Origin of the sequence: Lolliginicoccus suaedae (assembly GCF_008312885.1) — a bacterium.
Classification (GTDB): Bacteria; Actinomycetota; Actinomycetes; order Mycobacteriales; family Mycobacteriaceae; genus Lolliginicoccus; species Lolliginicoccus suaedae.
In genome coordinates, this window is sequence record NZ_VSSO01000002.1 from 558,409 (window position 1) to 580,871 (window position 22,463).

A 22,463-nucleotide genomic window follows, 5' to 3' on the forward strand; every position below is an offset into this window, starting at 1 on the left:
ATGTCATCTGGCACGCACCAGGACGCAGAGCCCGCCAGCCCCACTGGGGACGGCGGGCTCTCGCCTATCACTAGGATTCGTCTCGGCGTCGCCTACGACGGGACCGATTTCGCCGGCTGGGCACCGCAGCGGGACCAGCGCACGGTCGCGGGGGTCATCGAGGACGCGCTCAGCACCATCCACCGCACGCCCGTGGTGCTGACCTGCGCGGGCCGGACCGATGCGGGAGTGCACGCGCTCGGCCAGGTAGCCCACGCGGATCTGCCCACCGAGAAGCTGCCCGAGGAGCCTGCGCGGCTCGTGCGGCGGCTCGCGCGCATGCTGCCCCGCGACGTTCGCGTCACCAGCATCGCGGCCGCGCCGGAAGGCTTCGATGCCAGGTTCTCCGCGCTGCGCCGCCACTACGTGTATCGCATCACCACCGCACCGCATGGCGCGAGCCCGCTGGCCCGCGACATCCTCGGCTGGCCGCGCGAGCTCGATACCGACCGCATCGCGGAGGCCGCCGCTGGCCTCGAGGGCCTGCACGACTTCGCCGCGTTCTGCCGCCGCCGGGAGGGCGCGACCACCGTGCGGCACCTGCAACGACTCCAGTGGCGGCACATCGCCCCGCACCATCACGAGGTGCATGTCACCGCGGATGCGTTCTGCTGGTCGATGGTGCGCAGCCTCGTGGGCGCGCTCCTCGCCGTCGGGGAAGGACGCCGGGACCCATCATGGGCCGCAGGGCTGCTCGAGCTACGGGAGAGAGCAAGCTCGGTGGCAGTAGCCCCAGCACATGGCCTCACCCTCGTGGGAGTGGACTACCCGCCCGACGAGGAGCTGCGGGCCCGCGCGGAGCTCACCCGGCAGGTTCGTGGACCGCTCGGGCGCCGCTGCTGCGAGTGACGTAGTCGGTCTCCTCCGGGATCGCTACCGCCGCGAGATCCACATGGCGGGAGCCCACCACCAGTCGCAACCGCTGCGGCGCCTGCGGTGACTGCACGATATGCACATCAGGCTCGACCAGGGAGTCCACCACCGTGCTGTCCTGCCGCGCGGTGTCCTCCACCGCGAGGATGGTGGTGCCCGTGGGCGCATCGGGCGCGGGATCGCCACCATCGAGGACAAGGAGCAGCGGATCGCTGGGGCGTGGCTCGTGCCACGGCTCGTCGGCGAGCCCGATCTGCCCGGCGGCGCCCAGCCCGATGAGCGCCTGCCAGGAATGCGGGCGATCAGTGGCGATGCGTGCCTGCGCGCCGGTCGCCGCGGCACGCAGCACCACCTGCTGGGCGAGGGCGAGCTGGCCCGTCACCCGCACATGGGTGCCGGACCGGGACGCCACCGGGATGCTGATGGCACGATCGTGCTGATCGACGCCGACGAGCTGCCCGCAACCAGTGACCGGTACGCGCAGGGCCGCGAGGTCATCCCTGGTGACACGGAGGATGCCGTCGCGGCCAACGATGTCCTGCGCGGCGTATCCACTGCCGGGGACGAGGGCCTGGGCCGCGACCGCGCGCTGGCCGGTCGTCGAGATCGTCCTGGGGAACCGCGGCAGGCCGCTCGCGGGCACCGCATGGCCGACGACACCGTGGATCTCGAACAGGGGAGTGGCCGAGGCGGGGTTGCTCGTCGGCGCCCCGGGGCGCAGGGACAATGCCAGGGCCGACTCGGTGGCGGAGGGCTGCCACGCGCGCAGCAGGTGATCAGTGGTGAGGGCGCCTGGCTGGATCCCAGCGGTGCGGTCCATCGGATCGAGCTCGGCGCGAAGCCCAGCGAGGGTCGCGCCGGTGCATCGCACGGTTCCGAGGCCCTCGGCGCGCAGCATCCGCTGCAGGCGTCGTGCGGCGATATCGAGTGCCTGGCGGGTGCCTCTCGCCCCGCCGCCGCGGCGGTCGACAGCGTCGCGCTGCGCGAACGGATCGAGCCGCAGCACGATCCACGCACGGCGATGGGCAGCGATGGGCAGCGCGCTCAGGATGCGGGAGTAGGCGTTGCCGAGCGGATGGCCGGGGGCGCTGGAGCGTCCGCGGATGATCACATCGATTCCGCTGAGCGTGATGTCGTACTGGACGAGCGCGTCGGCGAGCACTGCTAGCGGGACAGGGGCGGCCCCGGCATGGGAACCCGGGCTGGCCGCGGTGGGCGCTAGCGGGGCGCTGGTGACCTCGAGCGCGGCGCAGGCATCCCCGCCCGGGTACAGCAGGACGTCGTGGCCGAGCAGGGTCGGTGCCTCGACGCTGGTGCCGCGTTGGCCGAGCATCAGTGCCATCCAGGTGGTGATGTGGCGCCCGCGTACCCGGAGGAGCAGCAGGATTGCTGCGAGCGCCGCAGCGAGCGCGATGCCGTAGGGCGGCCAGCCGAGGACGAGCCCCGTCCCGGCGATAGCGATGGCGCTGGCCTGCGCGAGGATGACCGTATCGATCGGCCACCTCTGCATGGCGCGCATGATGAGTGAATCCATGTTTCCCCCCAAGTTATTCCAGTAGCGAGGGCGCGCGATGTGCCTGCCGTTGCGATGCAGGCCCGTCAATGGCTTCCCGTAATGGAAATTCGCCCCCCAGCGATCTATTATCAGGAGTGCGCGCCCCTCACGGGGGAATTATCGAGGGTCGCGCATGATTCGCGCAAGTCCAGGGGGGGAATTATGGCGGGTCAAGTGACCACGCGTACGCAAGTGAGCGGCTATCGCTTTCATCTCAAGCGGATGGATCATGCACTGGTCCGTGGTGATGCGCGAATGCTGGCAGACCCTATCCGGTCGCAGAACCGTGCGCTCTCCGTGGGCCTGGTCCTCGCGGCGCTGGGCCTCGCGGCATGCGGCATCCTCGCGGTCCTCAAGCCGCTCGACAAGCTGTCGGGCTCGCTGATCGTCGTGGGACGCGATACACAGGGCGTCTATGTGCGGATGGACGACACGTTCCATCCAGTGACCAACCTCGCGTCCGCCAAGCTCATCGTGGGCGGCGGCGAGGACGCGGCGGTGATCAATGAGGATGAGCTCGCCGCGCATCCCCGTGGCCCGCTGCTCGGGATCCTCGGGGTTCCGGCGGTGCATGCGGCAAGCCCGGGCGGGGAGTCCTGGGCGGTGTGCGACACCATGACCGGCAAGGGCAGCGCCGCAGCGGTGCGTACCTCGGTGATCGTCGCTGCCGAGGAGCGCGCGATGGTCCAGCATGACTCGGGGCGGGCGGTCCTCGTGCAGGCGGAGGACAAGCACTACCTGCTGCATTCGGGCCGACGGTCCGTGGTGGATCTCGATGATCGTGAGGTCGCCCTCGCGCTCGGGCTCGACGGGATGAGGCCGCGCCTGGTCAGCGAGGCACTGCTCGCTAGCATTCCCGTGGCGCCGCCGCTGGCCCCGCCGGTGATCGAGGGACGGGGCGAGAAGCCAGGCTTCGCTGCTGCGGGACGCAAGGTCGGGGAGGTCTTCAAGGTGAACCAAGCTGGAGAGACCCAGTACTTCGTGGTGCTGCGGGAGGGCGTGCAGCACGTGGGCGAAGCCGTTGCCGATCTGGTCCGGTTCACTGATTCCCTCGGGGCGGGAGCGATCCCGGTGATGACGCCGGACGTGCTGAGCGGAATGCCGACTGTCGATGGGATCCCGGTGGAGACCTATCCGTGGACCGCGCCGGAGATGGTCGAGGGCAGTGATGTGCTGTGCGCCGTGTGGAGCGTGGCCGGCGAGGGTGATCGCGCGCGCATCGTCTCGGGCCCCGGGGTCCCGGTGCCTGCTGGCGCGACGATGATCGAGCGCATCGGTGGCGGCGCCCCGGGCGAGCTCCGCGCGGATGAGGTCTACGTGCCGCCGGGCGCTGGCCGCTACGTCTATCCGGTGGTCGCGGCGGGCAGCGAGCTTCCCGCTGGGACGCGTTCCGCGCTGCCGCACTATGTGGCCGATACGGGCATCCGGTATGGGATCCCTTCCGCCCGGGACGCGGAGGCACTCGGTGTGGAGGTGGCGCCATCGCCAGTGCCCTGGAGCGTGCTCCGGCTCCTCGAGCCCGGCCCCGCGCTCTCGCAGGAGAATGCATTGAAGGCGCATGGTGGCGTCCCGAGCGCCAGTGCTCGATAACAGAAGGCCACGGCACGCGGAATTGCCGACCAGGATAGTTCCTGGTCGGCAATTCTTGCTCGCCCTTTACCGCGCTCGCGAATATTGAGGCGAGCGTCGAATGAGTATCCGATAAGGGATTGGTTGGGGGTTCTCCTGGCTTCCCCGCGTCTATTCGCGGCGGCGCCCGGAAATGAGGAGCACGATCGCGGTCGCCATCACAAGACCGAAAGCTGTTACTGCCGCAATGGTCCCGGCGGGTCCCACGGAATCGCTCTGGATAGCAGGAGCGGCCACGGGCTGGGCAGCTTTCCCCGGATAGGCAGCCTTCTCGACGATGGGTGGCCGATCACCGAGCTCCGCGGTGACGGCCGCTAAGGGGTCGACGATCCCATGCCCGAGGGTGGGGTTCCATCCCTCGGCCGGGGCGTGCGCGGTCGCTACGATCCGATTGATCACCTCGCGCGCGGAAAGCTCCGGGAATCGTTCCCGGACAAGGGCCGCGGTGCCGGCGACGAAGGGTGCCGCGTAGCTGGTGCCGGCGATGCCAGCAAGCTGCACAGCGCCCGTCTCGTCGGTGCTCGCGAGCGCATCGGCGAGGACCTCGGAGCTCGGATCGAGGGAGATGATGGCCTCTCCTGGCGCGGCGATGTCCACCCAGGGCCCGCTGAGGGTGAAGTCCGACGGCGCGCCCTCGGTGTCGACCGAGGCGACCGCGAGCACATAGTCGTCGTACCAGGCGGGGGTCGCGATGGTGTCGAAGCTGTTCCAGTTCGGCTGGCCACCATCGTCCGGGCTCGCTGCCGGGTTGTGCTTGCAGGGGCCTTGCTCGGTCGCGTTCCCCGCTGCCGCGACGACGACGACATCGCGCACATCCACCGCATAGCGCAGCGCGGCTCCGAGCGTCCGGTCCTCGAGGGCCAGCCGGGAGGGGGCGCAGGCGACCTCCGAGATGTTGATGACGGTCGCGCCGAGGTCCGCGGCACGTCGCACGGCCATCGCCAGGGTCATCACGGTGCCGGTGGAGTTCTCGGACTGGTAGCTGTTCTCGTCGGAGCGGGCGGATTGCCCGAACTTGAGGCTGGACTGGCGGATCGACAGGATCGTGGCCTCGGGCGCGACCCCGGCGAAGGAGTCGGTCGGGCTGCTGGTCGCAGCGATGATCCCGGCGACGAGTGTGCCGTGCGCGTCGCAATCGGAGGTGCCGTCGCCAGTGCCCACGAAGTCTCCGCCCGCGATCAGGCCGGGCAGTCGCGGGTGCGGATCAACGCCGGTATCGATGACCGCCACGATCTGCCCGCGCCCGCGGGCGAATGGCCAGGCGGACTCGTAGCGCAGCGACTGCGCCGAGTGGGGCAGCGCCGCGGCATCGAGGCCTTCGCTGGCCGCGCCCGAGGTGCAGGTGAACCGTTGCGTCGTCGGCTCGAGCGGGGCGGCGGGCCCGCCCGGGGGCAGCAAGGCATCATCGATCGTGGGTGGCTGCGCGGTCACCGTGCCGGTGCCGACGGCGATCGCGAGGCCGAGCCCCGCGAGGGAGGCGCCGAGCCTGTTGGTGGTTGGTGATGGCGATGGCATCACAGGCCCCGGACGTAGCTGAACAGGTCGAGGGCCCACAGGCCGGCTGGCACAGCGAGCGCGAGCATGAGGTATTCGAGCAGCTCGACGAGGCGGTACTGCACGGGCGTGTAGGTGCCACCGGGCAGGACGACTCCGATGATGAACGTTCCGAGCAGCATGACGAGCGCGACGGCCACGACGGCAGTGGTGGGCACCAGTGGCGACCAGGCCGCGCCCAGCATCGCTGCCGCGGCTACCAGCGCGCCCGTGCTCGCGATGATCACTGCGGGGGCAGTGCGCGCGATGCCGCGGCCACGCAGCAGGAATGCCGAGGCGATGACAGCGAGAAGAGCGAGCTCCGCGTAGCCGTGGGGGTCGTCTGTGCTCGCGAGGTGGAAGGCTGTCATCGCGGCTGCTCCCGCGCTCAGCGCGAGCACTGCCGCGAGCAGTCCATCGAGGTAGCGGTAGGCCACCACGGTCCGGCTCTCCACGTCCGCTGTCGCCGTCGCGGGGTGGCTCGTAGCTCCGGGGGCATCGCCTGCTGGATCCGCCAGCGAGAGAGACATCCCGGGTGATGGCACCGGGGGCAGCGGGAGCCGGGCGAGCGCCATCGCGAGGCGTGGGGCGAGGGCCGCGGCGAACGGGCTGGCGGCAAGGCAGGCCATCGCGGCATGCACAGGTGCCATCGGAGCGATCATCAGCAGGATCGTTCCGAGCGCGACAACGGCTGCTATTGCCGCGAGCGAGGTCTGGATGTGCGCGGTCTCCGGGGCCTGGCGGGCCGCGATGATCATCAGGCACAGCGTGTAGATCGCGGCGACCAGAGCATGGGGGGCGCCGGGGTCGCCGGGAATGAGCTGTCCCAGCGCTCCGGCGACCAGCGGCACGGTCGCGATGAGCAGGCTGGTGGTGGCCCAGGGCGATCGGGAACGCTTGCCCAGCAGCGCGAGGGTGATCAGGGCTGGTATCGCGAGCAGCACGATGCTGGCGAGCGCGAGGTGCGTTCCCGCGGGCGCGCCGAGCATTGCCGCAGCGGCGACGAGAGCTGTGAGGATGAGCATGAGGCACGTGATCGGCAGGGTCCTGCCGGTGGCCCAGATCGACGATTCGCTGCTGGCGTAGCTCGCGACCGCGTCGATGACATCGTCGGACAGCACCGAAGGGGGTGCCTCCTCGGCGGGGCTGAGCAGCAGCATCTCGCCGTTGCGGATGCCGAGGCGCCCGAGCGAGTGGTTGTGATCGAGCGGCTCGCCGCCGATGCGCGCGACGGTCCATCCACTGCCATGCTGACGGCCGCTGCCGCTGCCGGTATCGGCGGCGGTGAGCTCCACGAGCCGGGGCATGAGCAGGATCAACGGAACGGTGTCGGGCAGGGCGATGTCGATCTGCCGAGTGGGCGAGACAACACAGATGTGGCAGAGCGATGGCGCATCGCTGGTGCCGAGATTTTCATGCGACAGATCATTCACGCGAGTTCCCCCCGGAATTCGTGGTGCGCGGTGGCGATGTGGCAAGGCCGCCGAGCGTGCTTGTGCTGGTGCGCTTTCCGGTTCCCATGCCGGTGGCGCGAGGTGGTTCCGAGCACTGGGATACCCCCATCGTCAGTGCTTGGCCGCCTCCAGTATGTGCTGGATCGGTGAATTTGAAAAGTCGTAGGCGGGGTTCGCGATGCTAGAGTACATGTGCGAACCGGGTGATCCGGGGAGCGATCTGGCGTGGTGGAAGTTGGCCGCGCCACGTGCCCGCTTGGGGGAGTGGGGCACGTAAAGACCTGTTCACAGGGGGGAAATGCGATGAGTATCGTGCATGTCGTTCGTGGCCGCCGCAGCGAGGCGCCACTCATGCCGGGTGGTGAGCTCGGCCTCAGCACTCCACCCGAGCTGCCACGGTCCGTGCCGGGAAACATGGTGCAGAAGCTGCTGCCCGTGGTGATGGTGCTCGCGATGATCGGCATGGTCGCGCTGATGTTCTCCTCAGGAGCAGCGCGCAACCCGATGATGCTGATGTTCCCGGTCATGATGGCCGTATCGATGATAGGCATGCTCGCTGGCGCGGGCGGGCGCGGCGGGACAAGCACCGCGGAGCTCAACGAGCAGCGCAAGGACTACCTGCGCTATCTCGGCGACGCTCGCGTTGATGTGCTCGACGCCGCGTCCCGCCAGCGCGCCGCCGTGCAATGGCATCACCCCGCGCCAGATGGACTGTGGTGCCTCGCCGGTAGCCGACGCATGTGGGAACGCTCCGTCGATGACGACGAGTACCTCTCCGCGCGCATCGGCATCGGGGCGCAGCGCCTCGCGCTGGCCCTGGTGCCACCAGAGACAGGCCCCACCGAGGACCTCGAGCCGATCTCGGTGATCGCGCTGCGCCGCTTCGTGCGGACCCATTCCATCGTGCCCGATCTTCCGGTGGCCTTGTCCATGCGCGGATTCGCCGCTATCACCATGCGGGGCAGCGCGGGCCGTCGCACCGAGCAGGCGCGCGCTGTCGTTCGCGCGATGGCGTGCCAGCTGGCCCTGTTCCACGGTCCTGACGACCTGCGCGTGGTGATCGTCTGCGGGGATGCCGAGCTTGCCGACTGGGAGTGGGCCAAGTGGCTGCCGCACGCCGAGCACCCGGGCCGCCGCGATATCGCCGGTCCGGAGCGGATGATCTATCCAAGCCTGCACGATGCCGCGGAACGGCTGGCCCCGTTCCTCGAGGGCAGGTCGCGGTTCGTCCGGGGCGCCCCGGCCACCGCGGGCCAGGCCCATGTGCTCATCGTTGTCGACGGGGGCATCGTCGATGGCGATGAGCCCCTGATAGCTGGCGATGGCGTCGATGGCGTGACCATCATCGACCTGGATGGGTCGGCGGCCGCTCTTGCTGATCGCCGCGGGATCTCGCTGCTCGTGGAGGACGACCAGATCGGCGCCGAGGGCCCCAGCGGGCCCGAGATGTTCGCTCGCGCCGACCATGTGGGGCTTGGTGTGGCGCGCATGACCTCGATGGCGTTGTCGCCCTATCGCGTTGCCGCGCCGGGTACCGTGCACAGCGCCCAGGATCCGACGGCTGCGGGATTGCCGGACTGGGCCGCCATGATCGGTGCGGGCGATGTGGCACGCTTCGATCCCGATGCGATGTGGCGCCCGCGCCGCGGGCGGGACCGGCTCCGCGTGCCGGTGGGGCATGCGGAGGATGGCAGCGTCATCGAGCTCGACCTCAAGGAATCAGCCGAGAACGGCATGGGACCGCACGGCCTGTGCGTCGGCGCCACCGGATCCGGCAAGTCCGAGTTCCTCCGCACCCTCGTGCTGGGCCTGATCGCCACCCATTCCCCCGAATCGCTCAACCTTGTCCTCGTTGACTTCAAGGGCGGCGCGACGTTCCTGGGCCTCGAGGGCGCCCCGCACGTGGCCGCGATCATCACCAACCTCGCCGATGAGATCACCATGGTCGACCGGATGCGTGATGCGCTCGAGGGCGAGATGAACCGTCGCCAGCAGGTGCTCCGCTCGGCGGGCAACTTCGCCAGCGTCGCCGAGTACGAGCGTGCCCGCCACAACGGGGCCGCGCTCGATCCGATGCCCGCGTTGTTCATCGTCGTCGATGAGTTCTCCGAGCTGCTCAGCCAGAAGCCCGACTTCGCGGACCTGTTCGTGATGATCGGCAGGCTCGGCCGGTCGCTGCACATGCACTTGCTGCTCGCCAGCCAGCGGCTCGAGGAAGGCCGCCTGCGTGGCCTCGAGAGCCACCTGTCCTACCGGATCGGCCTGAAGACCTTCTCCGCGCAGGAGTCCCGCTCGGTGCTCGGCGTTCCGGACGCCTACCACCTGCCCCCGGTGCCCGGTGCCGGCTACCTGAAGGTCGACTCCGCCGAGCCGCAGCGCTTCAACGCTTCCTATGTATCGGGCGGCTATGTCCCGCCCGCCACCATCGAGGATGCCGCCGTGGCCACCGGAACGGGCGAGCTGCGCGTGGTCCCGTTCACCGCGCGACCATCCGATCCGGAACCGGCCCAGGAGCAGGCCGAGGCTCCCGCGCGACCCCGCCCGGCGCCCACCGCGATGCAACGCACCGTGCTCGACCTGGTGCTCTCCGCTGTCCGTGGCCGCGGGCCCCATGCCCACGAGGTATGGCTGCCCCCGCTGGCCACCTCCCCGACAGTGGGCCAGCTTGTCCCGCCCGCCCAGCGCATCCCGCGCGAGGGGGTCGCCGGCAGCTCGCTGCGAGTGCCCATCGGAATCGTCGATCGTCCCTACGACCAGCGGCGCGACCCCCTGGTCATCGATGTGTCATCCAGCCAGGGCAATATCGTGGTCGTGGGTGGCCCGCAGAGCGGCAAGTCCACGACGATCCGCACCATCATCATGGCGCTCGCCGCGACCCACACCCCGCGCGAGACGCAGTTCTACTGCCTGGACTTCGGTGGCGGCTCGCTTGGCGGGCTCGCCCAGGTGCCGCATGTGGGCTCGGTCGCGAGCAGGCTGGAGCCGGACCGGATCCGGCGCACCGTCGCCGAGGTCACCACAGTGATGCGGCACCGCGAGAAGCTGTTCCAGCGGCTTGGCATCTCCTCGATGGCCGAGTACCGCCGGGCCCGCAACCAGCAGCGCGACACCGACTGGCACAGCATCGATGACGCACCGTTCGGCGATGTGTTCCTCGTCGTTGATGGCTGGCAGACCGTGCGCCAGGAGTTCGAGGAGCTCGAGGCCGCCATCGGCGCGCTCGCCACGCAAGGGCTGTCGTTCGGCGTGCACGTCATTGCTAGCGCTTCCCGATGGACCGACTTCCGGGCAGGCACCAAGGACCAGCTCGGCACCCGCATCGAGCTGCGCCTCGGCGATGCCAACGATTCCGAGATGAACCGCAAGACAGCAATGCTCGTGCCCGAGGGGCAGCCGGGACGCGGCATCACCCGCGACGGCCTGCACATGCTGATCGCCGTGCCCACGTTCCTCCCTCCCGCGGATCCGCAGGACCTCACCGACGGCGTCGGCGCAGCGGTGCGGGAACTAGTCGAGAGGGCGGGCGACAGGGCTGCTCCACCGGTGCGGATGCTGCCCGAGCAGTTTCCGCGGCACGAGCTCGATCTGCAGGCCAGCGCCAGCAATCCGTTGTCGATCCCGATCGGCATCAACGAGGCAGAGCTGCGGACGGTCTGCGTGGACTTCGCCGCGCAGTCGCACCTCGTGGTGTTCGCGGACTCCGAGTCCGGCAAGACAGCGCTCCTGCGCTCCCTCTGCGAGGGCATCATGGAGCGCAACTCGCCCCAGCAGGCCAAGATCCTGCTCGCGGACTTCCGCCGCACCATGCTCGGCGTGGTCGAGACGAACCACCTCGCCGGGTACGCGGTCTCGGCCGCGAACCTGCAGGACCTGATCGGCGAGCTCGGCGCGTTCCTGCGCGATCGCCTACCTGGTCCTGGCACCACCCAGCAACAGCTGCGGGACCGTTCCTGGTGGTCGGGCCCCGAGGTGTTCGTGATCGTCGATGACTACGACCTCGTCGCGACCAACGGTGGCAACCCGCTCTCGGGCCTGCTCGACCTGCTGCCCCAGGCGAAGGACGTGGGCCTGCACCTGATCATCGCCCGGCGCACCGGCGGTGCCTCGCGGGCCCTGTTCGAGCCGGTCATGGCCTCGCTGCGCGATCTCAACCCGATGGGGCTGGTGATGAATGGCAGCCGTGACGAGGGTGCGTTGATCGGCTCGGTGCGGCCCAGCGAGCAGCCTCCGGGCCGTGGCGTGCTGATCACCCGCAGTGGTGGTGAGCAGCGGGTCCAGCTCGCATGGACACCGCCCCAGTGATCCAGGCCGGTGCGCGGCCCACCAGTGCGACGATCCCCGGCGAGGCCTTCGCGCGCCAGCGGTGCATGGTGATCGGGGCCGGATACATGGCCTGGCGGGAACAGGGCCGCATCGTGCGGCGACCGACCATGGTGAGGCTGCGGGGCAGCTCCATCGTGGTGGGCGACGAGCATTTCGGAGACGAATCCGGGCCGGGGCGGACGGAGGCCGAGCTGCTCGACGCCGAGCCTGATCCGCTCGAGTTCCTCGACGACCCGGTGCTGGCGTTCTCCTCGAGGACCATCCCGATGCCAGCAGTCATCGATGCGCTCGCGCGGCACGCCAGGCTGGATGCGCGCGAGCCGCTCGACACGCTGGTCATCGTGCACCCGACGTGGTGGCCCGCGGGGCATCGACGCGCTCTGGCCTCCGCCATGCGGCGCTATGCGAGCGTGGTGCAGCTGGTGAGCGTGGCCGTGGCGTGCGCGGCGGACCGGGCGAGACGCTTTCCGGGCGAGAGCAAGCTCGTGGTCGTCGAGAACGATGGGCTGCGGCGAGTGGAGACGATCCTCGGGATCGGGGCGTCCCAGCCTCGGGTGCTGGCGACGAGCATCGACGATCCCGATGCCGTGCCGCCCCAGGCCGCGGGGGTCGATCCCGCCGCCGCGCGCGTCGATGCCACGGGGACCGGCATGGAGGAATGCCTGCTCGACGGTGCCGCCGGGCTCCTGCCCGCGATGCAGCTGCAAAGCCCTCCATCAGCCTGGGGCAGCGCGGCCCACAACTCGCCAGCGGGGCGGCCACAGCGACCACAGGCCCAGCCATCATGGGCATCCCGCTCCGCGCGAGGCGGCCTGGCGCTGGCGTGCTCCGTGCTGCTGCTCGGTGGTGCGGCGCTGCTCCTAGCTGCGTTCCGGGGCGGTGCCGACGGCGTTCCACCCGTGCCCGGCCGGACCGCCGCGAGCGATGCCGCGCCCACCTCCACCGTTCAGCAGCCACGATCCGGCTATGGGACCGAGGCCACCATCGGAGATCTTGTCATCACGCTCCCAGAGGGCTGGGGGATGGGCTGGAGCGATTTCGCGGATCACCGCGATCCCGGCGGATTCCTGGCGGAGCTGCTGCCTTTCGACCATGCCGATGAGCGACGCATCCTGATCGCGCGGCGCGGTCCTGGCCCTGGCATCGATCGGGATGGGATCGCTGGGGAGATCTCGCGGCTCGTGGAATCGGACCCGCGGCTCGAGCAGGCTTCGGCGGGCGGGACCGGAGCGGAGGCCGCGTATCGCGAAGTGCTGGTCGACGCGCGCGGCGCTGTCCGGGGCAACGTGACGTGGTTCGTCCTCCTGGTGGGCGGCAGGCAGGCCAACATCGGTTGCGAGTCGAGCAGCTCCGTCCCGGCGATGGATGGGGCGTTCCCGGAATGCCTGGAGCTTGCTGAAACGGTTCGGCACGCGGGATGAGCGCGGGAGCCAGGAGTGTGACCCACCTCATCTGGCTGCTGTCTGTGCAGCTCAAGTGCTGTTCATTGGATGGTTCGACAACACCGGCAGAAGATTCTGGAACTTTTTTTGCCCGGGCGGAACCAAACCGGGATCCGCCGCGTCAGATATTAGCGAACCCGGAGAATGCATCCGCGGCAGTGCTTGGGCCCGGTATCGATCGCGCCGGGTCCATCGGAACTAGGGGAGGGAACCCATGAGCAACAACTTGACGACCACCACGGCGGACATGAATGCCGCTGCCAACCATGTCCAGCAGGTCAGCGAGGACGTGCGCGCCCAGCTCAACGCGCTGCATGCCAAGATCGCCAACGTCGAGGGCGCATGGCGCGGCCAGGCCAAGGGCGCGTTCGGCTCGCTCATCAGCCGGTGGGACGCCGAGGCGGTCAAGCTCAACAACGCGCTCGCCGCGATCAGCGAAGCCATCCGTGAGAGCGGCCGCAAGTACGACGGCGCCGAGGTTGCCAACGCCAGCTCGCTTAACAACGTGGGCGGAATGCTGAACATGTCCTAGGCGCTAGGGCCGCCCCGATCCGGCGGCGCCCAGCCCCGCACGGAACGACCTCTGTGCTGCACCACTTTTGCGATCTCATTCTGTGAATTCACTCTGCGACCTCACAAGGAAGAACCTCATGTCTGATCAGATCAAGTACAACTTCGGGCAGATCGAGGCGCTCCGCGCCGATCTCGCGACCTCCGCCGCCAGCCTCGACAACACGCTCAACGACCTCAAGGGGTACGTGGCGACCCTCGCGGCCTCCTGGGACAGTGGCGCCTCGGCGAACTACCAGGCGCAGCAGCGCCGGTGGGACGACGCCGCGCTGAACCTCAAGCTCATCCTCGACGCTGTCGGCCGGGCCGTCGGCGACGGCAATGACCAGATGCGGGACGCCGAGCGTGCCGCCGCCCAGCAGTGGGCCTAATCCCCCAATAGCCGCCCACTGCGAGCAGCCCCGATGGAAGGAGAGGTCCATCGGGGCTGCTTTCATATTTGACCAGCGGAAATGGTTCGCGGTAGAGTGCTCCCTCGGCATGTAGCGAAGACAGGTCCCCGGGTCTCAACCGGCCGCCGGGCTCGGCCCCGCTACACCGCTTGGCCGGCAGCAATACGAATAAGACGAGGTAGAACCGTGCCTACGTACAGCCCCAAGGCTGGCGACGTCACGCGCACCTGGTACGTCATTGACGCTACCGATCTGGTGCTCGGACGGCTCTCAGTCCAGGCCGCGAACATTCTTCGTGGCAAGCACAAGCCCACATTCGCCCCCAACTTCGACGGTGGCGACTACGTCATCATCGTCAACGCCGCGAAGGTCGCCCTCACCGGCAACAAGCGCGACAGCAAGCGGATCTACCGCCACTCCGGCTTCCCCGGTGGCCTGAAGTCCCGCACCATCGGCGAGGCGCTCGCCACGCGCCCCGAGCGTGTCGTGGAGAAGGCCATCGTTGGCATGATCCCGAAGAACAAGCTGGGCAGCCAGATCGCGACGAAGCTCAAGGTCTACGCAGGCCCCGAGCACCCGCACTCCGGCCAGAACCCCATCCCGTTCGAGATCAAGCAGGTGGCCCAGTGACCACACCGGAGGAGCAGGACGTGACCACGCCTGAATACGAGAACGTCGACGAGGGCATCATCGCCGACGAGTCCGCGGATCCCGCGGAGATCGTCGCCGAGGACGTCGCCGACGAGGGCTACTCCACCGAGTCCGAGCCCGAGGCCGCGGCCCCGATCAACCTCGACCGTCCCGTGCAGACCGTGGGCCGGCGCAAGGAAGCTGTCGTTCGGGTGCGCCTGAGCTCCGGTGATGGCCAGTTCACGCTGAATGGCCGCAGCCTTGAGGAGTACTTCCCCAACAAGGTGCACCAGCAGCTCATCAAGGCACCGCTGGTGCTTGTCGAGCGTGATGGCGCGTTCAACATCCACGCGCGCCTCCACGGCGGCGGCCCGTCGGGCCAGGCAGGCGCGCTGCGCCTCGCCATCGCTCGTGCGCTGATCGACGTCACCCCGGATGATCGGCCCGCCCTCAAGAAGGCTGGCTTCCTCACCCGTGACGCGCGCGCCACCGAGCGCAAGAAGTACGGCCTCAAGAAGGCCCGCAAGGCGCCTCAGTACTCGAAGCGCTGATCCATCGATACGTGTGGGCTGCTCATTGCCGCACGTGATCGCGAGCAGGCCCGGACCGCACAGGTCCGGGCCTGCTCGTTTTCCGCGCTGTTATCCCCGCTCCCTGCTCCGGCCGCCCTGCTCCTTGGGACGCGAGCCTTTTCCCACCGCGCCACAACCAGGCCGGGCGCACCGGTCCGTCGTGGAGCCCAACCGGCCAAGATAATGCGATAGTTGACGTCGACGACGTGGAAGGGAAGTGAACGGGCGGATGAGTCGACTATTCGGAACCGACGGAGTACGGGGGCTCGCCAACGCTGATCTCACCGTGGAACTGGCCGTGTCAGTGGCCAGCGCTGCCGCCGGAGTCCTCGCGCGCGGCGCGGAGAACCCATCCGGCGCGCGGTCGATCGCTATCGTTGGCCGCGACCCCCGCGCTAGCGGCGAGATGCTCGAGGCTGCCGTCACCGCCGGGCTCGCGGCCGCAGGCGTTGATGTGGTGCGCGTTGGTGTGCTGCCCACTCCTGCCGTCGCCTACCTGACCGCGGCATACGATGCCGCGCTCGGCATCATGATCTCTGCCTCGCACAACCCCATGCCTGACAACGGCATCAAGATCTTCGGCCCCGGTGGGCGCAAGCTGCCCGACGATATCGAGGACCAGATCGAGACCGCGATCGCCGAGGGCAGCGTCGAGCGCCCCACCGGCAGTCATATCGGGCGCATCACCGACGCCCCCGGTGCGCAGGACCGCTACCTCGCGCATCTCGCTACCACCATCTCCACCCCCCTCCAGGGGATCACCGTCGTGGTGGATTGCGCGCACGGGGCCGCGTCGAGCACTGCGCCCGCCGCCTACGCTGCCGCCGGGGCGACGGTCATCGCGATCAACAACGAGCCCACCGGGCTGAACATCAACGAGGGCTGCGGCTCCACCCACTTGACGATGCTCCAGGACGCGGTGGTGCGGCACCAGGCCGATATCGGGCTCGCCCACGACGGTGACGCCGATCGCTGCCTCGCCGTGGACGCCCACGGGCACGTCGTGGATGGTGACGCCATCATGGCTGTGCTCGCCATCGCCATGCGCGATGCTGGCGAGCTCAGCGAGGACACCCTCGTCGCGACCGTGATGAGCAACCTGGGCCTGCACATCGCCATGCAGGGCGAGGGCATCACCGTGCGCACGACGGCGGTGGGTGACCGCTACGTCCTCGAGGAGCTCAAGTCCGGGGACTACAGCCTCGGGGGCGAGCAGTCCGGCCACATCGTGATGCCGGGCCACGGCACCACCGGCGATGGCCTCCTCACCGGGCTGCGCCTGATGGCCCGCATCGCCGAGACCGGCAAGCCACTCAGCGAGCTTGCCGGCGTGATGGAGATCCTGCCGCAGGTCCTGATCAACGTGCGGGTCCGGGACAAGAACGCGGCGACCCGCGACATTCTTGTCCAGGCTGCCGTGGCCGATGCCGAGCAGGACCTGGGCGAGCGGGGCCGGGTGCTGCTGCGCCCGTCGGGCACCGAGCAACTGGTTCGCGTCATGGTGGAATCGACCACGGCGGAGCACGCGCAGCGCGTCGCCGAGCAGCTCGCGAAAGTCGTCTCCTCGGTGTAGGTCCCTCGGTGCGAGCCCCGGACATGTCTGCAAACGCGATAGAAGCCCCGCAGGATCCAGGGTGGTTTCTATCGCGTTTGACGTTTTCCGGTGCTTTTGCCGCTCGCGGACCTCGGCAAGTCCCCGGCCGCTGCCCGATGCCAGGGAAAAACTTGGGTGACGCGGGAACCTCGCGCGCATTCGCTGCGTCTGACTCAATGGGCCGGTGCTTCCGGTATCCAAGAGCGAGGAGCAGCAGATGCAGCAACCAGGCATTATCGACGGACCGGGCAGCGACGCCGCGTTGCGCGGGCATATCGCTAGCACGGCGAGGCTGGCCTCGGGCGCGGCCGCTCTGGCGCGTGGCATCGAGCCGCGTTCCGTGCTGCTCGACGAGGCATGGGAATCCTGGACCGAAGCACTCGCAGCCTGGGCGCGCCGGAGGGAGATGGCGGTGGCGCGCGTGGACGCGGCCGTGTCGCGCATCGAGGAAGCTGATGCGGACTGGGCGCGCGGCATCGACCGGTGCGGTCGCCATCTCAACTGGGACGCATCGTGATGGAGGTGCCGGAGGGCGCCGCCGTCTCCGCGGCCAGGCTCCGCGAAACGCACCACGTGCCGATCTCGGTGCTCGGGGCTCTGCTCGGGCTGCTGCGCGAGGCGGCGCTGGCTGCCCCTGAACCGGGGATGCTCGCCGCGATCGACGAGGTGTGGCCAGGATTGCTCCATGATGCCGACGATCTGGATCTGGCGGCCTGGGCGGCGTGCGCTATCGTCGCCGGGCGCATCGCCGGGCTCGGTGCCGCCGTCGCGGAAGAGGAGCACGAGGCCAGCAGGCTGCCTGGCGCCACGGTCGAGGCATGGGAGTGGCTCGCCGCGTCGCACCGGGAATCCGGGGCAATCGCTGATCACGCGCGCAGTGTCGCCGAAGCGTTCGCCACGGCGACGGAGCATGTCAGCGAGGGCCTCGTCGCGCTGTTCAGCACGGTTTCCCGGATCGCTGAGGAGTGGCCTGCCGAGATCATGGGCGAGGACGTCCCCGATGTGATCGGTCGGCTGCTGCACGGTGATCCCCCCACCTCCGCGGACTGGATGCGGACGCACGTCCTGCTTCGGGGCGCAGGGATGGTGGAGCGACTGGGCGTCGCGCGCCAGCGATTCCAGGAGGCCCGCGAGCACAGCACCAACACGCTCAGGACGGCACTGCTGGAGTCGCCGGACTCTCTGCCCGGTCCGCTAGCGAACGCCCGCGTGCCCGGTGGCTCTCCGCTTGCTGGCTCTCCGCCGGATCGCTCTGCAATGGGCGCTGCTACGACGGGCGGGCATGAACCTCTCGACGCGGGGGGCGGCGTCCTAGACCTGCCTGCCCCAGTTCACGAGCCTGTTGCGGCAGAGCTGTCGACGCCCCAGATCGATGTGCCCGCCGGGGCCGAGCCGACTCCGGAGCCCGCGGACGAGCAGCTAGCCGAGGATCCCGGCCCGGCTGGGCTGCTCAGCAGGGCCAGCGAGTTCGGTTCGCGACGGCGCGCCCGGTAGCTCGACCGGCGGCAGCGACAGGATGTCGTCGAACTCGTCTTCGGGCAGCGTGCGCTGCGCCGGGTCGACGACGAACGTTCCCTTGATCTCGGTGGAGGGGTCGGCGAACGCCGCGTAGTTCTTGTCGCCCTCCACCTGGTGCAGCAGGAAGCCGGTGAGCAGTGCCCGGCTGATTGCCTGGGTCTTCTTCTCGCTCTTGCCGAGGCCGAACCAGCTGGAGATGCGGTGCCCCTCGATGAGTCCAGCGCTGGATGCTCCGACGATGGTGCGGAGGATCCCCTCGCCCTGCCAGTCCGCGGCGAGCGCGCGCGCATTGCTGGTGAGGGACTTCAGCTCGGCGGCGAGGAAGAGGGCAGGCATCGAGAGCTGCTGCGCTGCCTTTTCCGGGGAGGGGCTGACGGTGGTGGGGAAGAGCGACGCGACCGCTGCCACGGGGTGGTCCTTGCGGCGTTGCGCGGCGAGCACGGCGGCGCCCGCGCCGAAGCCATGGCCGACGAAGCCGAGCTTGCTGGGCTTGACGCTGATCTGGCCCGGCCCGAGGCGCACGTCGGTAGCGATGGAGAGGGCGGTATCGAGATCCGCAGCGAGGTTCAGGGCGGACGGCACCACGCCACGTTCCGTGGACGGCGCGACCACCACGAAGCCCCACGAGGCGAGGTGCTTGAGCGTTGTGAGGTAGCGCTCCGGGCTGGTCAGCCAGTGGTGCCCGAACGCCACGGCGGGAAGGTTGAATCCTTCCTCGGGGGCGAGCACCAGGCCAGGCATGCCCGCGATGGCGAGATCGCCGCGCAGCACGCGGTGCGGTCCGCGGCGCGACAGCTGGGCTACGAGCTTCTTCGGGTTAGTGGCCACGTCCACGACGTTAGCGGATGGGCGCGCTGTCGTCGCGCAATCGGATGCCAAACCGCCCGAGCGTGCCCGCTCAGTGCGCGTGTGGTGCGGGTCATAGGCTTTTTCCTGCGGAAACGCCGGAGGTGCGGAAGTCGCGGTGATTCATCAGTAGGCTGTGGACCTATGTGTGGGATTGTCGGGTATGTCGGTCACCGGCAGGCGCTGGACGTTGTCGTCGAGGCGCTTCGCCGAATGGAGTACCGCGGATATGATTCGTCGGGCGTCGCTGTCCTGGATGGCAGCGGGGGGCTGGCGATCGAGAAGCGAGCGGGTCGGCTCGCCAATCTCGAGGCGGCCCTCGACGAGGATGGGCGCGATTCCTTCAAGGGCACCGCAGGCATGGGGCACACCCGTTGGGCGACGCACGGCCGTCCCACGGATCGCAATGCCCATCCGCATCGGGATGTGGAGCAGCGCATCGCCGTCGTCCACAACGGCATCATCGAGAACTTCGGGCCGTTGCGCGCCGAGCTCGAGGACGCTGGCGTGGACCTGCTCAGCGATACCGACACCGAGGTCACGGTGCATCTCGTCGCCCGCGCCTACGCGGAGGGTGACACGGCTGGCGATTTCGAGGCGAGCGCGCTGAAGGTGCTGCGCCGCCTCGAGGGCGCTTTCACGCTGCTGTTCACCCACGCGGACCATCCCGGCACGATCATCGCGGCCCGCCGCTCCACGCCGCTCGTGGTGGGCGTGGGCACCGACGAGATGTTCCTCGGCTCGGACGTCGCAGCCTTCATCGAGCACACGCGCGAGGCGATCGAGCTCGGGCAGGACAACGTCGTCATCATCACCGCGGACGACTACCGCATCCTCGACTTCGATGGCGAGCCCGTGGAGGGACGCCCGTTCCACATCGACTGGGACCTCGAGGCCGCCGAGAAGGGCGGGCATGACTTCTTCATGCTCAAGGAGATCGAGGAGCAGCCGCTCGCGGTCGCCGACACCCTGCGCGGCCACTTCACCAACGGCCGGATCGTGCTCGATGAGCAGCGCCTGACCGATCAGGATCTCCGCGATATCGACAAGGTCTTCGTGGTGGCGTGCGGTTCCGCCTACCATTCGGGCCTGGTCGCCAAGTATGCGATCGAGCATTGGGCGCGCCTGCCAGTGGAGGTGGAGCTCGCGAGCGAGTTCCGCTACCGCGATCCGGTCCTTGACCGCTCCACGCTCGTGGTGGCGATCTCGCAGTCCGGCGAGACAGCGGACACGCTCGAAGCGGTGCGCCACGCGCGCGAGCAGAAGGCACGCGTCCTCGCTGTCTGCAATACCAATGGCTCGCAGATCCCGCGGGAATCCGACGCGGTCCTCTACACCCGGGCAGGACCGGAGATCGGTGTCGCGTCGACGAAGGCGTTCCTCGCGCAGGTCGCGGCGAACTACCTCGTTGGCCTCGCCCTGGCGCAGGCGCGCGGCACCAAGTATCCCGATGAGGTGGCGCGCGAGTTCGCCGAGCTCGCCGCGATGCCGGAGCTCATCGAGAAGCTGATCGGCCGCGCCGAGTCGGTGCGCGAGCTCGCCCGGGACATGGCCAGCAAGTCCACGATCCTGTTCCTGGGCCGTCATGTGGGCTACCCGGTGGCGCTCGAGGGCGCGCTGAAGCTCAAGGAGCTGGCGTATATCCATGCCGAGGGCTTCGCGGCGGGCGAGCTCAAGCATGGCCCGATCGCGCTGATCGAGGACGAGCTGCCCGTGATCGTGGTGATGCCTTCGCCGAAGGGCCGCGCGGTGCTGCACTCGAAGATGCTGTCGAACATCCGGGAGATCCAGGCCCGTGGCGCGCGGACCATTGTCATCGCGGAGGAGGGCGACGAGACGGTCAAGCCGTTCGCGGATCACCTCATCGAGATCCCGGCCTCCCCGACGCTGCTGCAGCCACTGCTATCGACGGTGCCGCTGCAGATCTTCGCCGCCCAGGTGGCGCAGACCCGTGGCTACGACGTGGACAAGCCCCGCAACCTCGCCAAGTCCGTCACGGTGGAGTAGCTACTCGTGCCGCTCGGTTACTTCACGGTCGCCGAGATCCGCGATGCGGAGTCGGCGTTGTTCGCGCGCGTCGCGGACGGTGTCCCCATGCGCCGGGCCGCGTGGGGGCTCGCCGCCATCGTCGCGCGCGAGCTGCGTGCACGCACTGGTGCGGTTGCCGGTCGGCGGGTTGGCCTGCTCGTGGGCAGTGGCGACAATGGCGGGGATGCCTTGTGGGCCGGGGCTTTCCTGCGCAGGCGCGGAGTCGCCGTGGATGCGGTGCTGCTCTCGCCGGATCGTGCGCACCCGGCAGGCCTCGCAGCGCTGCGCGCGGCAGGCGGCCGGATAGTGCCCGCGCTGGGTCAGGCTGATCTCGTCCTCGACGGCATCGTTGGCATCAGCGGGCGCGGACCGCTGCGCCCGGCCGCGGCCGAGCATGTGGCTGGCATCCGGTCACCGATCATTGCCGTCGACCTGCCCAGCGGCGTGGACGCCGACAGCGGTGCGGTGCAGGGGCCTGCCGTCCGGGCAGCGCTGACAGTGACGTTCGGCGCGCGCAAGCCGGGCCATGCCCTCGCGGGGGAGTGGTGCGGCGGCATCGAGGTCGTCGATATCGGGCTGGAGCTGCCCCCGCCGTCGCTGGCCGAGCTCACCGATACCGAGGTGGGTGCCCGCTGGCCGGTGCCGGGCCCGCGCGATCACAAGTACACCCTCGGTGTCACCGGAGTGGTTGCCGGATCGGCCCGATACCGGGGGGCTGCGGTCCTCGCCGCGGGTGGAGCGATCAGCAGCAAGTCCGGCATGGTCCGCTGCTTCGGCGGGGCCGCGGCGACCGTGGTGGAGCGCTACCCGGAAGCGATCGTGGCCGATGACCTGCCCGATCCGGCCGCGGGGAGCTTGCCGCGGATCGATGGCTGGGTGATCGGCCCCGGGATGGGCACTAGCGAGCAGGCCCGGGCCGCATTGGTGGCCGTGCTGCAACGCGATGCGCCCACCGTCGTCGATGCTGATGGCCTGACGCTGCTCGCCGCGGATTCCAGCCAGTTGCGTGACCGCTCGGCCCCCATCGTGATGACGCCCCATGATGGCGAGATCGCGCGGCTTCTCGGGGAGCCGGTGGGCGATGACCGCATCGCTGCGGCGACCGAGGCCTCACGTCGCTACGATGCCACGGTCCTGCTCAAGGGCCATGCCACGATTATTGCCTCGCCAGGATCGGCGCCGCTGGTGGTGCGCGCGCGCTCCTCCTGGGCAGCCACGCCCGGCACGGGGGACATCCTCGCCGGAATGGTGGGCGCGCTGCTCTCGGCCCGCGTGCCACCGCACGAGGCCGCGGCGATGGCTGCGCATGCTCACGCCCGTGCTGCGCGCATCGCGGCAGGTGGTGGGCCTGCGGAGGGCGGTCCGATCTCGGCGAGCCAGTTGCTCGCCGCGGTGCCGGCCGCGATCCGTGCCCTGCGCTCGGACCAGTGACGCGAGCGGCAGCCGTCCTGCCTTGGTGAGCGGC

The 22,463-nt window shown here is 69.4% G+C and carries 17 protein-coding genes; 13 read left to right on the forward strand and 4 right to left on the reverse strand.

From position 1 onward, the window contains the following. Positions 1–888: a tRNA pseudouridine(38-40) synthase TruA gene (truA, locus tag FXO18_RS08205; RefSeq protein ID WP_149360578.1), complete on the forward strand. Its 888-nt coding sequence runs from the start codon at positions 1–3 to the stop codon at positions 886–888. Here the strand turns inward: truA and eccE are convergent. Continuing rightward, the gene (gene eccE / locus FXO18_RS08210; RefSeq protein ID WP_149360579.1) at positions 842–2,446 is read right to left on the reverse strand and encodes a type VII secretion protein EccE; all 1,605 of its coding nucleotides are present in this window, start codon (positions 2,444–2,446) and stop codon (positions 842–844) included. The two genes, truA and eccE, sit on opposite strands and share 47 nt — an antisense overlap. Positions 2,447–2,629: 183 nt before the next feature. On the opposite strand from eccE, the gene eccB reads away from it, so the two are divergent. Beyond that, positions 2,630–4,057, forward strand: a complete 1,428-nt coding sequence (gene eccB, locus FXO18_RS08215) for a type VII secretion protein EccB (protein ID WP_268884924.1) — start codon at positions 2,630–2,632, stop codon at positions 4,055–4,057. Positions 4,058–4,207: 150 nt separating this feature from the next. Here eccB and mycP read toward each other — a convergent pair whose 3' ends face one another. Both mycP and eccD read right to left on the reverse strand, forming a co-directional pair. Further along, complete coding sequence (gene mycP / locus FXO18_RS08220) at positions 4,208–5,611, reverse strand: type VII secretion-associated serine protease mycosin (RefSeq protein WP_149360581.1); 1,404 nt, start codon at positions 5,609–5,611, stop codon at positions 4,208–4,210. Then, positions 5,611–7,062, reverse strand: coding sequence for a type VII secretion integral membrane protein EccD (eccD, locus tag FXO18_RS08225; protein ID WP_187774247.1), 1,452 nt, complete (start codon positions 7,060–7,062; stop codon positions 5,611–5,613). Before eccD ends, mycP begins: the two co-directional genes overlap by 1 nt. A gap of 324 nt (positions 7,063–7,386) precedes the next feature. Here eccD and eccCa point away from each other — a divergent pair, with 324 nt between their 5' ends. The 9 genes from eccCa (at position 7,387) to FXO18_RS08270 (ending at position 18,100) form a co-directional block, all read left to right on the forward strand. Next, positions 7,387–11,385, forward strand: coding sequence for a type VII secretion protein EccCa (gene eccCa, locus FXO18_RS08230; RefSeq protein WP_149360583.1), 3,999 nt, complete (start codon positions 7,387–7,389; stop codon positions 11,383–11,385). Further along, complete coding sequence (locus tag FXO18_RS08235; protein WP_149360584.1) at positions 11,367–12,827, forward strand: hypothetical protein; 1,461 nt, start codon at positions 11,367–11,369, stop codon at positions 12,825–12,827. The genes eccCa and FXO18_RS08235 overlap by 19 nt, the downstream gene beginning before the upstream one ends. Positions 12,828–13,062: 235 nt before the next feature. Further along, on the forward strand, positions 13,063–13,380 hold the full coding sequence (locus FXO18_RS08240) for a WXG100 family type VII secretion target (protein ID WP_149360585.1): 318 nt from the start codon (positions 13,063–13,065) through the stop codon (positions 13,378–13,380). Between the two features lie 118 nt (positions 13,381–13,498). After that, positions 13,499–13,789, forward strand: coding sequence for a WXG100 family type VII secretion target (locus FXO18_RS08245; RefSeq protein ID WP_149360586.1), 291 nt, complete (start codon positions 13,499–13,501; stop codon positions 13,787–13,789). Positions 13,790–13,996: 207 nt separating this feature from the next. Further along, positions 13,997–14,440, forward strand: a complete 444-nt coding sequence (rplM, locus tag FXO18_RS08250; RefSeq protein WP_149360587.1) for a 50S ribosomal protein L13 — start codon at positions 13,997–13,999, stop codon at positions 14,438–14,440. Then, positions 14,437–14,991 carry a 30S ribosomal protein S9 gene (rpsI, locus tag FXO18_RS08255; protein WP_149360588.1) on the forward strand — a complete coding sequence of 185 codons (555 nt, stop codon included), beginning with the start codon at positions 14,437–14,439 and terminating at the stop codon, positions 14,989–14,991. Before rplM ends, rpsI begins: the two co-directional genes overlap by 4 nt. A 250-nt stretch (positions 14,992–15,241) precedes the next feature. Continuing rightward, on the forward strand, positions 15,242–16,585 hold the full coding sequence (gene glmM, locus FXO18_RS08260; protein WP_149360589.1) for a phosphoglucosamine mutase: 1,344 nt from the start codon (positions 15,242–15,244) through the stop codon (positions 16,583–16,585). A gap of 205 nt (positions 16,586–16,790) precedes the next feature. After that, positions 16,791–17,123: a hypothetical protein gene (locus FXO18_RS08265; protein WP_149360590.1), complete on the forward strand. Its 333-nt coding sequence runs from the start codon at positions 16,791–16,793 to the stop codon at positions 17,121–17,123. Then, positions 17,120–18,100 carry a hypothetical protein gene (locus FXO18_RS08270; protein ID WP_149360591.1) on the forward strand — a complete coding sequence of 327 codons (981 nt, stop codon included), beginning with the start codon at positions 17,120–17,122 and terminating at the stop codon, positions 18,098–18,100. Before FXO18_RS08265 ends, FXO18_RS08270 begins: the two co-directional genes overlap by 4 nt. On the opposite strand, the gene FXO18_RS08275 is transcribed toward FXO18_RS08270, so the two are convergent. Further along, entirely contained in the window at positions 18,026–18,952 is a 927-nt protein-coding gene (locus FXO18_RS08275; protein ID WP_149360592.1) for a dienelactone hydrolase family protein, read from the reverse strand. The genes FXO18_RS08270 and FXO18_RS08275 overlap by 75 nt on opposite strands. Positions 18,953–19,114: 162 nt before the next feature. On the opposite strand from FXO18_RS08275, the gene glmS reads away from it, so the two are divergent. Together glmS and FXO18_RS08285 are read left to right on the forward strand one after the other, a co-directional pair. Then, positions 19,115–20,977, forward strand: a complete 1,863-nt coding sequence (glmS, locus tag FXO18_RS08280) for a glutamine--fructose-6-phosphate transaminase (isomerizing) (RefSeq protein WP_149360593.1) — start codon at positions 19,115–19,117, stop codon at positions 20,975–20,977. 6 nt (positions 20,978–20,983) lie between these two features. Then, positions 20,984–22,429, forward strand: coding sequence for an NAD(P)H-hydrate dehydratase (locus FXO18_RS08285; RefSeq protein WP_235900533.1), 1,446 nt, complete (start codon positions 20,984–20,986; stop codon positions 22,427–22,429). The last annotated feature ends 34 nt before the right edge of the window (positions 22,430–22,463 follow it).

Coding starts and splice junctions, on each gene's coding strand:
- FXO18_RS08245 (WP_149360586.1), top strand. CDS start 13,499: ATGTCTGATCAGATCAAGTACAACTTCGGGCAGATCGAGGCGCTCCGC.
- eccB (WP_268884924.1), top strand. CDS start 2,630: ATGGCGGGTCAAGTGACCACGCGTACGCAAGTGAGCGGCTATCGCTTT.
- truA (WP_149360578.1), top strand. CDS start 1: ATGTCATCTGGCACGCACCAGGACGCAGAGCCCGCCAGCCCCACTGGG.
- glmS (WP_149360593.1), top strand. CDS start 19,115: ATGTGTGGGATTGTCGGGTATGTCGGTCACCGGCAGGCGCTGGACGTT.
- eccE (WP_149360579.1), bottom strand. CDS start 2,446: ATGGATTCACTCATCATGCGCGCCATGCAGAGGTGGCCGATCGATACG.
- mycP (WP_149360581.1), bottom strand. CDS start 5,611: ATGCCATCGCCATCACCAACCACCAACAGGCTCGGCGCCTCCCTCGCG.
- glmM (WP_149360589.1), top strand. CDS start 15,242: ATGAGTCGACTATTCGGAACCGACGGAGTACGGGGGCTCGCCAACGCT.
- FXO18_RS08240 (WP_149360585.1), top strand. CDS start 13,063: ATGAGCAACAACTTGACGACCACCACGGCGGACATGAATGCCGCTGCC.
- FXO18_RS08235 (WP_149360584.1), top strand. CDS start 11,367: ATGGACACCGCCCCAGTGATCCAGGCCGGTGCGCGGCCCACCAGTGCG.
- eccCa (WP_149360583.1), top strand. CDS start 7,387: ATGAGTATCGTGCATGTCGTTCGTGGCCGCCGCAGCGAGGCGCCACTC.